The organism is Deefgea rivuli DSM 18356 (assembly GCF_000620145.1).
GTDB classification, from domain to species: domain Bacteria; phylum Pseudomonadota; class Gammaproteobacteria; order Burkholderiales; family Chitinibacteraceae; genus Deefgea; species Deefgea rivuli.
In genome coordinates, this window is sequence record NZ_KK211084.1 from 59,623 (window position 1) to 75,401 (window position 15,779).

At 50.1% G+C, this 15,779-nt stretch carries 12 protein-coding genes; 2 read left to right on the forward strand and 10 right to left on the reverse strand.

From position 1 onward, the window contains the following. Nucleotides 1-35: 35 nt before the first annotated feature. From Q320_RS0117230 to Q320_RS20430, 10 genes are all read right to left on the reverse strand, one after another. Nucleotides 36-911: a metal ABC transporter permease gene (locus tag Q320_RS0117230; protein ID WP_035854201.1), complete on the reverse strand. Its 876-nt coding sequence runs from the start codon at nucleotides 909-911 to the stop codon at nucleotides 36-38. Further along, nucleotides 905-1,621, reverse strand: coding sequence for a metal ABC transporter ATP-binding protein (locus Q320_RS0117235; RefSeq protein ID WP_027470034.1), 717 nt, complete (start codon nucleotides 1,619-1,621; stop codon nucleotides 905-907). Before Q320_RS0117235 ends, Q320_RS0117230 begins: the two co-directional genes overlap by 7 nt. 358 nt (nucleotides 1,622-1,979) lie before the next feature. Beyond that, a complete protein-coding gene (locus Q320_RS0117245) occupies nucleotides 1,980-3,320 on the reverse strand; it encodes a hypothetical protein (RefSeq protein ID WP_027470035.1) in 1,341 nt (446 codons plus the stop codon). Nucleotides 3,321-3,635: 315 nt separating this feature from the next. Continuing rightward, nucleotides 3,636-5,321 carry a tetratricopeptide repeat protein gene (locus Q320_RS0117250; RefSeq protein ID WP_027470036.1) on the reverse strand — a complete coding sequence of 562 codons (1,686 nt, stop codon included), beginning with the start codon at nucleotides 5,319-5,321 and terminating at the stop codon, nucleotides 3,636-3,638. 74 nt (nucleotides 5,322-5,395) lie between these two features. Beyond that, entirely contained in the window at nucleotides 5,396-7,531 is a 2,136-nt protein-coding gene (locus Q320_RS0117255; protein WP_027470037.1) for a UvrD-helicase domain-containing protein, read from the reverse strand. An 85-nt stretch (nucleotides 7,532-7,616) separates the two neighbouring features. Then, nucleotides 7,617-7,934, reverse strand: a complete 318-nt coding sequence (locus Q320_RS0117260; RefSeq protein ID WP_027470038.1) for an H-NS histone family protein — start codon at nucleotides 7,932-7,934, stop codon at nucleotides 7,617-7,619. A 92-nt stretch (nucleotides 7,935-8,026) separates the two neighbouring features. Then, the gene (locus Q320_RS0117265) at nucleotides 8,027-9,352 is read right to left on the reverse strand and encodes a TolC family outer membrane protein (protein ID WP_027470039.1); all 1,326 of its coding nucleotides are present in this window, start codon (nucleotides 9,350-9,352) and stop codon (nucleotides 8,027-8,029) included. Continuing rightward, a complete protein-coding gene (locus Q320_RS0117270) occupies nucleotides 9,349-12,429 on the reverse strand; it encodes an efflux RND transporter permease subunit (RefSeq protein WP_027470040.1) in 3,081 nt (1,026 codons plus the stop codon). The genes Q320_RS0117265 and Q320_RS0117270 overlap by 4 nt, the downstream gene beginning before the upstream one ends. Before the next feature lies 1 nt (nucleotide 12,430). Next, nucleotides 12,431-13,522, reverse strand: coding sequence for an efflux RND transporter periplasmic adaptor subunit (locus tag Q320_RS20425; RefSeq protein WP_051534856.1), 1,092 nt, complete (start codon nucleotides 13,520-13,522; stop codon nucleotides 12,431-12,433). Continuing rightward, entirely contained in the window at nucleotides 13,512-14,159 is a 648-nt protein-coding gene (locus Q320_RS20430; protein ID WP_035854205.1) for a TetR/AcrR family transcriptional regulator, read from the reverse strand. Before Q320_RS20430 ends, Q320_RS20425 begins: the two co-directional genes overlap by 11 nt. A 175-nt stretch (nucleotides 14,160-14,334) precedes the next feature. Here Q320_RS20430 and argB point away from each other — a divergent pair, with 175 nt between their 5' ends. Together argB and Q320_RS0117295 are read left to right on the forward strand one after the other, a co-directional pair. Continuing rightward, complete coding sequence (gene argB, locus Q320_RS0117290) at nucleotides 14,335-15,213, forward strand: acetylglutamate kinase (protein ID WP_027470041.1); 879 nt, start codon at nucleotides 14,335-14,337, stop codon at nucleotides 15,211-15,213. Nucleotides 15,214-15,324: 111 nt separating this feature from the next. Further along, complete coding sequence (locus Q320_RS0117295; RefSeq protein WP_027470042.1) at nucleotides 15,325-15,777, forward strand: CBS domain-containing protein; 453 nt, start codon at nucleotides 15,325-15,327, stop codon at nucleotides 15,775-15,777. Nucleotides 15,778-15,779: the final 2 nt, after the last annotated feature.

A 15,779-nucleotide genomic window follows, 5' to 3' on the forward strand; every position in this document is an offset into this window, starting at 1 on the left:
TCAAAATATGGCGCTGGCGAGCAATTGCTCAACCATCAAATTGCATGATGGCGGCGGGCTTTGCGGCGCTGCGCCCACAAGCCAAACGGCGCGATGATGAGCGAGATGCAGTACAAAGTACCTGCCACCAACACAATCGCAGGGCCTGACGGTAAATCCCATTGGTAGGACGCAACCAATCCAAGCAGGCACGATGCCAGCGCAACAATCCATGCGGCGACAAATAGCATCGACAAGCGCTCCGCCCACAGCCGCGCCGTGGCGGCGGGCAACATCATCAAACCAACCGCCATCAGCGTGCCCATCGCTTGAAACGCTGCAACGAAATTGAGCACGGCAATCACGATAAAGCCAATATGAAAACGCGCGCCGTTACCCGTCGTTGCGGCGATAAAACCGGAGTCGGCGCATTCGAGCACGATGCCGCGATATTCCAGCGCCAACCAAATCAAGGTTATCGATGCGACGGAGCTGACAATCAGTAAAGATGGATCATCAATTGCCAGCACCGAGCCAAACAGCAGGTGAATCAAATCGACGCTGCTGCCCCATTTGGACACGATCAACACGCCAATCGCCAAAGCCAGCAGGTAAAATCCAGCAAAACTCGCATCTTCATTGAGCCGCGTTTTGCGCGCGGCAAAGCCAGCAGCGAGCGCCACCAGCAAGCCTGCGATCAAGCCACCGCCCGCCAGCCACGGCAAAGACAAACCGCCGAGCAAAAAGCCAATCGCCGCACCGGGCAATACCGCATGGGAGAGTGCGTCGCCAAACAAGGACATCCGCCGCAGCAAGAGCAATACCCCCACCGGCGCGCAACCCACGGCCAAAGCCAAACTACCGACCAAAGCTCGGCGCATAAAAGCAAATTCGCCCAGGGCGTTAAATAATTCAATATCGGGGATTAACATTCTTGGCACCACGTCGCATCATTGCGCCAATGCTGCGCTCGGCGATTCGCTTCTTGTAGATTTTCAGTCGTCAATACTTCCGCCGTTTCGCCCCACGCCAACGCAGATTGCGCGAGCAACAAGGTTTGCGGGTAATGCGCGCGCACTTGGCTCATATCGTGCAGCACGGTAATTTGCGTTTTGCCTGCTTGATACCAATGGTCTTGCACGTCGAGTAGGTTTTCTATCGTCGCACTGTCGACATTGGCAAACGGCTCGTCGAGCAGCATCACGTCGGCATCTTCAACAATCAGCCGCGCAAAGCGTGCGCGCTGCAATTGGCCGCCGGAGAGATTGCTAATCGGTGATTTGCTAAAATCGGCGAGGCCAACCCGCTCCAGCGCCGCATCAGCGCGCAGGCAATCGTCTTTAGATAAGCCGCGCCAAGCGCCGCAGCGCTGCCATGCCCCCGCCAAAGCCAGTTCACGTACCGTGAGCGGAAATTGTTTATCCAGCGTTGAGAGTTGCGCCAAATACGCAACGCGGCCATGGCGATGTACATGGCCTTCGTCGGGCTGTTTGACGCCCGCTAACGCAGCCAGCAGCGTTGATTTCCCTGCGCCATTCGGGCCAACAACGGCAGTATGGCTGCCCTCGGCAAATTGCCCCGACAGCGCATGCACCGCCGCGCGGTCGCGGTAGCACAGCGTTAAATGATGAACTTCAATCATAAAGCGCTCCAAGCTGCGTTTTGGTGCGAGCGGTTCAAATCATCGACCAAGATCACGATTGCAGCGCCCAAAAAGTCAGCGCCCACAGCGCGGCGAGCAAAGGCAACACGCACAGCACGCGCTGCCAACCGGCCATCGCAAAGAAACCAAACACAGTAAAATATTTCAAACTACGCCCCAATCAAGCCGAACAACTGAGAGTAAATCTCATTAAGCGGCTAAGGATATACAAAAACCACCTCTTTGTGCAAGCCAGTTGCATTAAGGAATAAAAAATTCTGGCAACCATCGCCAGAATCACTCTCCCTGAGTACAAAAAATACCTGATGCGCTAAGCTAGCTAACTCATCAGTAAAGATCAAACTTTCCTCTGCTCTGGGTCGACTAAAGCCTGAATACGATTTGTTTTGGCCAGCTCATCAGGGCGGCCCTCAAGAAAAATCACATTATTTAATTCGCTGAGTTTTTGCTGGCGCAACGTTTCATCATCGATGTGTTTTATCTTTTGTTTTTCTAATGATTGCAAAGTGCTGAGCAAATCTTGCAGTACTTGGTATTGCGCAGGAATTTGCGATTCCTTAACCAGCTTCCCCATTTCATAGCGGCTTATTTTGGTCGATTGCTGCGCGGATTTTTCTAGAGTTGCGCTAATCAACTGATGCTTGCCATCAAAAGCCAGATCTATCTGGCTGCTAGCTTGATCTTTAATTTCAACGAAATTGTAATTCTGCGATTTTTTATCCATCGTTAAGCGCAAAGGCAAATCGGCCTGCAAGGATTCATGATAACTGGCGCTTAAGCTTGAATCTTGCTTTTGCTGAATCGACTGGCGGCCCACTATGCGACTGCTTTGCGCCATTTGAAAATTAAAATGGTCTCTTTCATTGGGGCGCATCGGGTTGGAGGACGCAGCACTCATCGCCAAATCAGCTTGAAAATCGCCCAATCCCGTCAATAAAGCCTGATTGTAATCTTTCAAACTCTCCACATTGGCCGCACGCACGCCTTGCAAAGCGCCAGCATCACCTGGGTAATACCGATGCAGATTGGTAAATGCATCCTGAAATAAAGTCTGCATTGCGGCATCGGGCTTGCCACGCTGATTCGCTTGCTCCATTTGCTGCAAATAACGACCCACAGCTTTTTCTCTTTGCGTGGCATTACCCAAGATTGCAGTTTGCTGCAAATCCACATTAACGCTCAATTTTCCCTGTGGCGTCGCCAGTTTTACTTGGCGCTGGCTGGCATCGCTATGAAAATCAAACTTAATGACTTCACTGGCTTGATCCGTAAAACTGGCTTTCAAATCCAGCGCCTTAATCTGATTGCTATCAACCTGAGTGATGCCGGCGATATTGAGCCGCGGCGGCACCGTCAGCAAACCTCGCACCGTCAGTTCGAAGCTTTCGGCCAAAGCACTGACTGCCGTTTGCTCATCCGTGCTCAGCTCGCCGTCAATATTGAGCGCCACGCCCAAGCTATCGCCCTGATTATTGAGCGTCAGCGCAACTCGGGCGCCCGAATGGGTTTGAATACTCAGCGCAATCTCCCCCTGCTGCACCGCGGCAGATTGCTCCTCGGCCTGTACGCTGACAGATTGCTTGAAGTTCGTTGCCGATGATTTCAAATGTTCCAGTAGCGCTTGCCCCAAACCAAGAAAACGGTTGGCATTACTTTCCCCGGCAAAATTGCGCGCCATTAGATTGCTAACGGCATCGTTTGCTGTAGATTCCCATTTTTCAGTACGCTGCGTAGCACTTAGCTGCCTAAGCGTATAGCTCTGATCACTTATCTCGCCTTGAGACAACTGAACAATGGCCGACGGCAATGGTGCAGGTGTGTTGGTTGAAGAGGCATTGCGTTGACTAGCTAGCCCGCTCAATAACGTATCGAACGGGCTATAACTACGAAGCTGAGTGAGATTAGGAATAAGAGGCATGGCTTAGCTTTAATAAATGCGTAAGCCATAGATCGACAATGCCAGCAATTTCTTGACAAAAAAAGCAAAAATTAACTAGGCAACCCCATAGCGGCGCTTGGTTTTGCGATAAATTTCTGCCATTTGCAAGCCGCGCCCCGAGGTGGGATCTAGCGTATTGATGCGATTGAGCAAATCGTTCGCATGCTGCATATACGTCGCGTGCCAACCTTCTTGATTCACCAAAGCCAGCAGCGCATTCACTGTGTTGAGCAGCATTTGCAGATTATTGGGCATGTCTTTACCGGCCGCCAAAAAGCGCTCGGCGGCGGCTTTTAGATTGCCGGCTTGCGCCAAACCGACCGCCTCATTATTCAGCGCCACAATGTCGGCCGCAGTCGTTTCGATGAGGCGCAGCGCTTCGTCTTCACGTCCTTGCATTTTATACAGCCGCGTAATGCTGGCGGCGAGTTTAGGATCATCGTGGCGATTTTTTAGTACCGTGCGCGTTAGCGCTTCGGCCTCTGCCAGCCGATTGTGGCTTAAGCAGGTTTGCGCCAATGCCAAAGCGACGCATGGCGATGGCGGATCGATGTTCAATGGTAATGACTGCAAAGCGGCATCCAGCATATTTCGCGCTTTGACCTTATCGCCTAATTTCAGTAAGACATTCGATTCCATCACATCGGCCAACACACGGTCATTGCTGGCGCGAAAATCTTTACGAATACTATCAGCGGTTTTTCTAGCTCCGCCCACATCGCCGCGCTGCAACTGGACTTCGCCCAAGGCCGCGTAATCGCTGACTTGCGGCCAGAATGAAAATCGCGCCATGCGTACGGTTTCTGCCAAAGATTGCTCAGCCAGCGGCAAATCGCCAGCAATCACCGCCACTTCGCCTAGCTCGCGCATTCGCGCCACGACGTACGGCGAGCGCCGACACGCGTCTTGCAGCGTATGTTTTGCACCTTCAATATCGTGCTGCGCAGCCTGTGTTTTGGCCAAACCATCGTAAGCGGCCAAAATTAATTCATGCTCGGCAATCACTTGGCGGAAGATCAGTTGCGCTTCTTCATATTCTTTAAGTTGAAACAGTGCTTTGCCCAGCGCCATTTTTGCCCAAGGGAAATCGGCCTTAGCGAGAATTTCACGCGTTAAATCTCGCGTGCCTTTCCAATCGGCCACGCGCAGCATTAAATGCACTTTCATCCGCAAAAATTCAATTGCATCCTCACCACCCTCGCTCAAAGCGCGGTCGCACAACTGAATCGCACGTAAAAAATCATGCGCAATGCAGGCATCATCAATCGGCTTGAAACGGTTCTTTTTGCGTAGTGCACGCACAATGCGCGTGTACAAAATATCGCCCGTGAAAGGCTTCAAAATAATCGCATCGGGCCCCAGCTCGGCAGCGCCGATGACTTTGGTGCTCTGCCGCTCGCCTGTCAGCACAATAAATACACAACTGGCTTTGAGTAAACTGTGGCGGCGCGCTTCTTCAAACAGATACAAGCCATCAAAACCCGTGCCCAGATCGAAAGCGCACAGAATAATATCGTAGGAAAAACGCCGCATTTGCCCCAAAGCTTCGCCGCTGCGATTGGCGTATTCCACCTGAGTCGCGCCAAACTGGCCAAGCATCATCCCCATCGTCATGCGCATTTCGGCAACATGATCGATGACGAGCACTTTATACGCGGCAAAATCGCTAACATCCGCGACTTCTAGCGGTTCATCAACGGCAGCGCGGTCAGCAAAAGAATAGGGGCGAACTTTATTCATTCATGGCTCATCACACTTAATGTGGGTATCTGACTGTAGATCAATATAAAAAATGGCTACAGGTCAATACCCATCTAAACGACCTTTAACTTGGCATACGCCACAGCCAACCATTTGCTACCTAATTGCGCGAAATTCACTTGTACATTGCCGGTTGCGCCGCCTTCATGATCGGTCACAATCCCGACACCAAATTTAGGGTGCTCGACTTTCATGCCAATCGCAAAGCCATGCTCAGGTGTTGATTTTTTGGGCGATGCAACGGGCGGCACATAAGCGGCTGCGGCGCTGTAACTACTTGGAGCATAGCCGCGATTTAAGTATTTGAGTAAGGCAGTAGGAACTTCGTCTAAGAAGCGACTAGCGACGCCATAGCGCGTTTGCCCATGCAGCATCCGGCTTTGCGCCAAACTAATATACAAACGCTGCCGCGCGCGCGTAATCGCCACATACATCAAGCGCCGCTCTTCTTCGACGCCCTGCTGTTCCTTAGCGCTATTTTCATGCGGGAAAAGGCCTTCTTCGAGCCCTGATAAAAACACCGCGTGAAATTCCAAACCTTTCGCCGCGTGCACCGTCATCAATTGCAGCGCCTCTTCATGCGCGCCCGCTTGATGATCCCCGGCTTCAAGGCTGGCGTGCGAGAGGAAGGCGATGAGGTTATTTTCATCTTCGCTAGTAAACGTCGCTGCGGCGTTAATCAACTCTTCCAAGTTGGCGACACGTTCTTCGCCTTCTTTGTCGTTTTTATAATGCGTCAGCAAACCCGACAAATCGAGCATCATATCGATGACTTCAGTCATCGGTAGGCCGTCAACTTGATTGCGCATCGCTTCAATAATATGCACAAATTTACCCAGCGCCACCGCGCCACGGCCACTCGCGCCAGTACACGCCGCTTGCCACAAAGAGCAGCCTTCGAGTCGCGCACGGTCGACAATCGCTTCGACGCTTTTAAGACCGATACCGCGCGTTGGAAAATTAATCACGCGCAGCAAAGCATTGTCGTCCGATGGATTGGCGATCAAACGCAAGTAGGCCAGTGCGTGTTTGATTTCTTGGCGCTCGAAAAAGCGCAAACCGCCATACACGCGGTACGGCACGCCAGCTGAAAATAGCGCGTGTTCAATAATGCGCGATTGCGCGTTGCTGCGGTACAGAATGGCGATTTCGCTGGAGGCCATGCCATCGCGAATCAGCGTTTGCGCTTCTTCAACGATAAATTGCGCTTCTTCAAAATCGGATGCGCCTTCAAATACGCGGATCAACTCGCCCGCGCTGGCTTGTGTCCACAATTCTTTACCGAGGCGCTGCGTGTTATGGCTAATCACCGCATTGGCGGCATCCAGAATATTGCCGTGGCTGCGATAATTTTGCTCGAGCCGGATAATATGTTTAACGGCGAAATCACTTTGAAAATCAATCATATTGCCGACATTCGCACCGCGAAATGCATAAATCGATTGATCGTCATCACCCACGGCAAAAATAGCGCTATTGTTCCCCGCCAATAATTTCAACCACGCATATTGCAAGCGATTGGTATCTTGAAACTCATCGACTAATACATGTGCAAATCGTTCTTGATAATGTTTTCTAATTTCAGGCTTGTGCGACAGCAATTCGTAACAGCGCAGTAATAATTCAGAGAAATCCGCTACGCCTTCGCGATTACATTGTTTTTCGTATTCTTCATACGCCAAGCGTAATTGCCGTGAATAATCGTCAAATGCATCCACATCAGAGGCGCGGCGACCATTCTCTTTATGACCATTAATAAAATTTTGTACGGCGCGCGGCGGATATTTATCGTCATCCAAACCGAGATATTTTAATACGCGTTTGATCGCGCCTAATTGCTCGGATTGATCCAAAATCGCAAACGCCTCGGGTAATCCCGCATCGCGATGATGTAAACGCAGCATTCGATTGCATAGGCCGTGAAAAGTGCCGACCCATAAGCCACGCGGATTGAGCGGTAGCATTGCGGTAATTCGGGATAGCATTTCTTTGGCAGATTTATTAGTAAATGTCACCGCCAATAAGCCTGATGGACTGATTTGGCCCGTTGATAATAGCCATGCAATTCTTGTGGTTAAAACGCTGGTTTTACCACTACCCGCCCCCGCTAAAATCAAGGCGTGTTCGGCGGGTAATTCAACCGCTGCCGCTTGCTGGGGATTTAATTTAGCGCTTAATGCATGGAACATAATCAACTCGATCAACAATAACGAACACTACAAATACAAACAGGGCGACAAAGCGCCCTGTTACTGATTCACGATAAAATGTGAATTAGATTTTCAATGCGTCTAGCGTAGCGCCATTAGCGATTGCATCGTGAACCCATTGTGGTTTACGGCCACGGCCAGACCAAGTTTGGCTAGCATCTGCTGGGTTGATATAAGCAGCGGCTGCAGGTGCTTTTTTCGCGCCTTTTTTGCCTGATACTTCACCCAACAATTCAGCAATTGTGAAACCGCTAGCCGCAGCAGCGCTTTGCAATTGGCTCAAAATACGGCTTTTTTCTTGTTCTTTACGACGAACTAATTCGCCATCTAACTGTGCGCGCAGTTCAACTAATTCTTGGTAACCTAAAGTAGATAAATCCATTACTGACTCCTCAAATAAATACTGTGTGTTGATTACCAAATGATTATGCGGCTAGCTTTCTAATAATTCAAGGTCAATATTCAATTATTAAATTAATTGACTAACCAGCGATTCACTGCGCGTAGATCTTTTTCATCTAAATCACCCACAATGGCAGCTAGCTGCAATCTAGTGTAAAGATACGTGTAACGTGCAACGGTTAAATCATAGCGTGTATTAAAAAGCTTTTGTTCGGCATTGAGTACATCGACGGTGGTACGAACCCCTACATCGCGGCCCAATTTACTGGAGGCCAATAAGCTTTTACTCGATTTTAATACCTGCTCTAAAGCGCTAATTTGCGCTGCGCCCGCATTGACTCCCAAAAAAGCTTGCGTCGTTGATTGTTCAGTATTTCTACGCGTCGCTTCTACAGTTTCTCTTTGTTCGGATTGTTTTGCCGCTGCTTCGCGTAACTCAGATGAACGTCGTCCACCGGTATACAGCGGTATCGATAATTGCAATGCAATTGTGCCTTTGCGCGTTTCATCCAAACCGCCAGAACGCGAAATACCACTGGTATCCCAGTTTTGACCAAAATTCGCGACTAAATCGACTTTAGGTGAGCTTTCAAAGCGAAATTTATCCACTTCACGCGTTGCAATATCTAATTGCAGCAATTGGCTACTGATATTTAAACTGGTGTCACTCGATTTTTTTAGCCAAACCGAAATGTCATTCGGCTCAACTTCAGTTGGCTCGATTGTTTCACTCAGACGAGCAATTGATTTCGCATCAATGCCTGTCAATAAGGTAAAAATATTACGTTTTACTTGCAGATCATTTTTTGCCTGAATCTCAAATGCAATAATGCTGTCATAACCGGCTTGCGCTTCGTCAGTATCGGCAATCGTTGCTACGCCAACTTCAAACGCCTTTTTCGCAAAAGCCAATTGCTCGCCCACCGCTTTTCTTTCCGCATCGGCTAATACCACTTTTTCATCAGCAGCCAGCACTTCAAAATACGCTTTTGCGACACGCAAAATAAGATCTTGCTCAGCCACACGAAATTGCACATCGGCTAATTTTGCTTGTTGCTTTAATTGATCGGCCGACGCAAATGCATCCACGCGGTAAATCGGCTGGGTCGCAGTAACCGAGTAACCATAAGTTTGGCCATTGCTTTGCGTATCGCCAATTAATGCGCTGCTTTTGCCGGGCGAAAACTCGGTATTAGAATACGTCGTATTGCCGCCTAAAGTCACCGACGGCAGCAGCAGGGCTTGCCCTTGATTGGTTTTTTCACTGCCTGCGACTTGTGCATAGCGCGCGGCTAAAAAGCTGGCATCGTATTGCTGCGCCGCGCGCCAAGACGCTAATAAATCAGCAGAAAAACTCGGACTGCTGAGCAAAGCCAAAACTAAAATTGTTTTTTTCATTTTGTTTCCAATACGTCATTCGATGCGGGTTTTAATTTAAACCAAGCAGCATACAGCGCCGGCAAAAACAGCAACGTTAAAATCGTTGCGACAAACAAGCCGCCCATAATCGCAATCGCCATCGGGCCCCAGAACGTGTCACGCGTCAATGGAATCATCGCCAAAATCGCCGCTAATGCGGTCAGCATAATCGGGCGGAAACGCCGCACTGCCGAATCAATCACCGCATTCCATGGCGCACTGCCGCCAGCAATGTCTTGCTCGATTTGATCCATCAAAATCACCGAGTTACGCATAATCATGCCCGACAGCGCAATCACGCCCAAGGTCGCGACAAAACCAAATGGTGCTTGGAACAGCAGCAAGGCAATCGTCACGCCTATCATGCCCAGCGGCGCGGTCAACAGCACCATAATCATCCGCTGTATGCTTTGCAGTTGCAGCATCAGCAAAGTCATCACCACCAACAACATCAAAGGCATCACCGCTGCAATAGATTCTTGCGAAATCTTGGACGATTCCAAAGTACCGCCCGCCTCAATATGGTAACCGACCGGTAGTTTCGCTTTGATTTCCAGCATTTTTGGCCACAGCGCATTGGAAATATCCGGCGCTTGCGCATTACCACGCACATCGGCACGCACAGTCAGCGCAGGAACACGGTTGCGATGCCAAATAATACTTTCTTCGCTCACCAAGCTAATTTTGGCCAATTGCGATAAAGGCACGCTACGCCCTGATGGCAAGGGAATCGGTAAATTCGCCAAGAAATCAAGCCGCGTTCGCTCGTCTGCCGCCAATCGACTCACCACTTCAATCTGCAAATTATCCTCACGCAATGCCGTCGCCGTGACGCCCGTCACCGCCATTTGCAAAGATTGCGCCAGCTGCTGCGACGTCAAACCAGCAACGCGTAATTTATCTTGATCCACATCCAAGTGCAGCACTTTCACCTGCTCGCCCCAATCGGTATGCACTTGGCGCAGGTGTGGATTCTGCCGCATCACATTGGCGACGTCATTGGCAATAGTTTTCAATTGCTTTTGATCTGGACCAATGACGCGAAATTGCACCGGATAACCGACTGGCGGGCCATTTTCTAAACGAGTTACACGGCCACGCACATTCGGGAAATCGTTATCAAATAGCGTTTTGACGCGTTGATAGACGTTTTCGCGTACATGCTCGTCTTTGGTCATCACAGTGAGCTGGCCAAAGTTTAAGTTCGGCATTTGCTCATCGAGCGGCATGTAATAACGCGGCGAGCCCACGCCAACATAGCTGGTGACGCTTGCCACATCTGGATCTTTCATCAAAATCGCCTCGATCTTTTTGACTTCGCGCTCGGTCGCTTCAAACGACGCGGTATACGGCAGCCATAAATCGACCATTAATTCCGGACGGCTGGAAGCGGGGAAAAATTGTTTTGGTACGGCAACGGCAAATAAAACGACCGATGCAGCAAACGCCGCTACCGTCAGCGCGATGGTTGTTTTACGCCATGTAATGCACCACGTTACCCAGCGCCGAAACGCCGTGTAAAATTTACCGCCATGTGCATCATGCTCGTGCTCTTTTAGGTTTTCCGGCAGCAAGTGATAGCCCATATACGGCGTAAACAGCACCGCAACGACCCACGACAAAATCAAAGCCAAACCGACAACCGCAAAAATAGAGAAGGTATATTCACCAGCATTTGATTTAGCAAGGCCTACAGGCAGAAACCCCGCTGCAGTAATTAAAGTCCCGGTGAGCATCGGAAACGCGGTGGAGCGATAAGCAAAGGTCGCGGCGCTAAAGCGATCCCAACCTTGCTCTAGTTTCAACGCCATCATTTCAACGGCAATAATCGCGTCATCGACCATCAAACCCAGCGCAATCACCAGTGCGCCCAGCGAAATCCGCTGCAATTCCAGATTGAAGATTTTCATGCATAAGAAAGTCAGCGCCAGCACCAGCGGAATCGACAAGGCCACGACAATGCCCATCCGAAACCCCAACGCCAAAAAGCTCACCGCCAGCACAATCGCCACCGCTTCTAGCAGTGATTTCATAAAGATATGCACTGCCGATTTCACCACTGCAGGCTGATCGGACACCGCATGGATTTCAACGCCGACTGGCAGGCTGGCCTTGGCTTGAGCCAAAACGGCTTCAATCTGCTCGCCCATTTTGAGCACATTGCCGCCTTGACGCATCGAAATACCAAGGCCGATAGCAGGTTCTCCTTGGAAATACATCCGTGTTTCGGCGGGTGTTAAGGTCGCGCGAAATACCTCAGCCACATCACTCACGCGGAACGTTTTGCCATTGACGGTAATCGGCGTCGCTTTTAAAGTTTCCACCGCATCAAAACCACCGCTAACGCGCAAAAATACGCGCTCCTCACCGCCTTCCACCACACCCGCAGGCGTGACGGTATTGGTTGCGGCCAACACTTGATTAATTTGCAGCGGCGTAATGCCCAGCGTTGCCAATTTCGCGCTGCGATATTCGACATAGATTTTTTCATCTTGCGGCGCGATCAGCGTGACTTTATTAATATCAGGAATCCGCAGTAATTCAGTGCGCACGCTTTCGACGTATTTTTTCAGCTCGGCATCGTTAAAACCATCGCGCGTAAACGCATACAAACTGCCGTAGGTTTCGCCAAACTCATCGTTAAAAAATGGCCCGACGACGCCTGGCGGTAATTTGCCTTTCGCATCGTTAATCCGTTTACGCACTTGATACCAAGCGTTATTCACTTTGTCGCCACGGATGCTTTCGTGCAGCATCACAGTGATCAGCGCTTCGCCCGAGCGCGAATAGCTTTTGGTGTAGTCAATCTCAGGAATGCCTTGCAGCGCTTCCTCTAAGCGATCCGTTACTTGGCGCTCAACCTCAGCTGCCGATGCGCCCGGCCAGAAGCTACGCACCACCATCGCTTTAAAAGTAAACTCTGGATCTTCTTTTTGACCTAGCTGGGTATAGGCCAGCACGCCAGCAAGGGAGAGGACTACCATCAGATACAGCACTAAAGACTGATGTTTTAGCGCCCATGCCGATAGATTAAATGAATCGCGTGACTCGCTCATTTTAGGCTCCCCGCGCTTCTGAATCAGACTGTCGTGCTAGGATTTTTACAGTTTGGCCTTCGCGCAATAAATGCACGCCCGCCGTCACCACCACCGCACCTGCGGGAACGCCTTTAATTCGCACCAGTTGCCCCTGATGTCCTAGCACCGTCACTTCACGGCTATGCACGGTATTTTTGGCATCGACAATCCAAACACGCATTGCGTTCTCTTTACCGTACACCGCTGACATCGGCACTGATACCTCGGCAGGTGTATCGCTCACAGCGAATACCTGCTTGACCTGTATCGTCATACCCAGTGATGCGCCACTATTTTCTGGCAAAGTCACTTTGACGCGGTAAGTACGCGTTTGTGGATCGGCGGCTGGAGACACTTCATTCACGACGCCATCTAAAGACGTTGACTCATCCGCCCACAATACGACTTTCACTTTTTGCCCCGCTTGCCATGCTTGCACACGATTTTCTGGCACATCAATCACTGCTTCATACGCGCCCGCTTTGGCGACCAAGAGCACTGATTGCCCAGCAGACAGCACCGAACCGGGTTCGGCCAAGGTTTTGGTCACTACGCCATCACTATCGGCCAAGAGCTGCGTATAACTGGCTTGGTTATTGGCTAAATCCAGCTGCGCTTTGGCTTGTTCGGTCTGCTTTTGCGCTGAAATCAACGCGGTTTGCCGCTTATCGACTTCGGCTTGGCTGACAAAATTTTGCGCGCGTAATTCTTGCGAGCGCTTGTAATCAATCGCCGCTTGCGACAATTGCGCTTGTGCCGACGCCAAACCGGCGCGGGCGGCACTGGCATTGAGCGCCACATCGCCAGCATCGAGCTTGGCCAAAACTTGGCCTTGTTTCACGCTTGCGCCCACATCCACCGAGCGGCTAATCAGCTTGCCCGGAATCCGAAAGCCCAGCGGCACTTCATGCCGCGCCCGTACCTCACCGCTATACACTTCAGCGGCAGCAGGCAACGCGCCACCGACGACCATCGTTCGCACAGGGCGAACTTCGGCAACGGGTTTCACTTCCGGCGCGCAAGCGCCGAGCAGTAATAATAAAGCAGCTGCAACACTATATTTATTGAGCATGAGAAACATCCACGGGGCGGGTCATCAACCCATTAAGAAATAAATCGAGCGTACATTGCACATAACGCTCGGCAGCAAAATCGGCGGGCAAACAAGATAGCGGCGTATTTTTAAGCATCATCGCCATCACAATCGGTGCGGAAACCACGTGCACGGCATAGTCCAAGTCAGTCACGACCAGCTCACCGCTGGCAACGCCCATCTGTAAAACGTGTCGAATCATGCCTTGCCCTGGCACGATAAATTCTTCGTTATACAAAGCCATCACGTCAGGAAAATTACCGCCTTCGGCCATCATCAATTTGGGCAAAGCCGAAAATGAAGTTTCGCCAACGGTGCGCCACCACATTTGAAATAGCTGAATCAATAAGTCGCGCGCACTGCCCTGCCAATCCTTGAGCAGGCTCTCGCCGACCGCAAGCTGCGGCACCAGCAAGGAGCGGATCACTGATTTAAAGATTTCTTCTTTATTGGCAAAGTACAAATACGGCGTACCGCGCGTTACGCCTGCGGCGCGGGCGATGTCTTCGATTTTGGTTGCAGCAAAGCCTTTTTCAACAAACAAGCCCAGCGCAGCTTCAAGGATTTCTTGTGGCCTCGCCTCTTTGCGGCGAGTCCAACATTTGATGGGACACATACTATGATGCCTAACTAATAAATGAACGTTCATTTATTATCTGCCTTTAAAAAAGCAGCGTCAATCCGTAGAAACGGTTCATTTTGCATTTTTTTCAATGCAATCCACAGCACTCATTTCAAATGAATACGGTACAATCGCGGGCAATTCGTCCAGCCTATTTATGGAGCCCGTCATGCCTGAAATCACCCCGCAAATCAAAGCCGAAATTCTGTCCGAAGCGCTACCTTATATTCAGCGTTTTTTCGACAAAACCATCGTGATTAAATACGGTGGTAACGCAATGATTGATGAAGAACTTAAAGATGGTTTTGCATCCGATGTGGTTTTGCTTAAATTAGTCGGCATGAACCCAGTCATCGTGCACGGTGGCGGCCCACAAATTAATGATTTGCTCGATCGCATCGGTAAAAAAGGCGAATTCATCCAAGGCATGCGCGTTACCGATGCCGAAACCATGGACGTGGTGGAAATGGTCTTGGGCGGCCATGTGAATAAAGAAATCGTGTCTTTGATTAATAAACACGGCGGCAAAGCCGTTGGTTTAACGGGTCAAGACGGCCACTTTATCCGCGCACGCAAAATGATGCTCAAAGACAATATGGGCGAAAACAATATCGATATCGGCCAAGTCGGCGAAATCGAAAGTATCGACCCATCCATCGTGCTGCATTTGGATGCAGCCGACTTTATCCCCGTCATTGCACCAATTGGCGTCGATGCTACAGGTGAAAGTTTGAATATCAATGCCGATTTGGTCGCCGGCAAATTAGCTGAAGTTTTAAAAGCCGAAAAGCTCATTATGATGACCAATACACCCGGTGTTTTGGATAAGGAAGGCGTATTGCTGACCAAACTCACGGCGCGCCGCATTGATGAATTGTTTGCCGATGGCACGATTTCGGGCGGCATGCTGCCAAAAATTGCATCGGCACTCGATGCAGCAAAGAGCGGTGTGAATGCAGTTCACATCATTGATGGCCGCGTAAAACACGCGCTTTTGCTTGAAGTATTGACCGAGCAAGGTGTAGGTACGATGATTCGCGCTAAATAAACCAAAGCAACATAAAATCACAAAAAAGGGCGACTTCGGTTGCCCTTTTTGCTTGCAACTTGGGTGGGGACAACTACAGTAAAGATACCTTGTTGCCTTGAGAACCCCACAATGAAAACCGCCCGCCAACTTCTTGCCGCCAAGGCCAAACACGAGACGATTTCAGTAACGCCGACTGCCTCCGTTTACCAAGCATTGCAAATGATGGCCGATGCCAATATTGGCGCGATTTTAGTCATGGAAGGCGAAAAACTGGTCGGTATTTTCTCTGAACGAGATTACGCCCGCAAAGTGGTTTTGATGGGTAAAACCTCTGCCGGAACGCCAGTTTCCGACATCATGACTCATAAATTACTCTGTGTGCCGCCCAATGCAACGACCGATGAATGTATGGGCTTAATGACAGAAAAACGCATTCGCCATTTGCCGGTGTTGGATGGAGACAAAGTACTAGGGATTTTATCGATTGGTGATTTAGTGCATGAAAAAATGGCCGATCAAGAATTCACTATCGATCAAATGGCGCATTATATTTACGACCAACGCCTACCTTCTGCGCATTAAAT